Source organism: Proteus sp. fly-1067 (genome assembly GCF_040139345.1).
Taxonomy (GTDB): domain Bacteria; phylum Pseudomonadota; class Gammaproteobacteria; order Enterobacterales; family Enterobacteriaceae; genus Proteus; species Proteus vulgaris_B.
On the sequence record NZ_JBEEUL010000299.1, the window covers coordinates 1 to 508 of the forward strand.

Here is a 508-nt window from a genome sequence, read left to right on the forward strand (position 1 = left end):
CAAGTTATTAATACCAATGTACTGTCTCTAACAACTCAAAATAATTTAAACCGTTCTCAAAGTGCACTGGGTAACGCAATTCAACGTTTATCTTCTGGTTTACGCATTAATAGTGCAAAAGATGATGCAGCAGGTCAGGCAATTTCTAACCGTTTTACCGCTAATACCCGAGGTTTAACCCAAGCCGCACGTAATGCGAATGACGGTATTTCGATTGCACAAACGACAGAAGGTGCATTAAACGAAATCAACAATAACTTACAACGTATTCGTGAATTAACCGTTCAAGCAAAAAATGGTTCTAATTCAGAATCAGACGTTAAATCTATTCAAGAAGAAGTTAAACAACGTACTGCTGAAATTAATCGTATCTCTGAACAGACCCAATTTAATGGTGTGAAAGTATTAAGTGGCGATAGTTCATTAGATTTACAAATTGGGGCAAATGATAAAGAACAAATTAGTGTTAATCTGAAAAAGATGGATGCCACTACTTTAGGGATTGATA

Annotated in this window: 1 protein-coding gene; it reads left to right on the forward strand. The window is 35.8% G+C overall.

Annotated features, from left to right (window positions below):
* On the forward strand, positions 1-508 hold a 508-nt coding region (locus ABN217_RS20505; protein ID WP_502935155.1), incomplete at both ends, for a flagellin N-terminal helical domain-containing protein.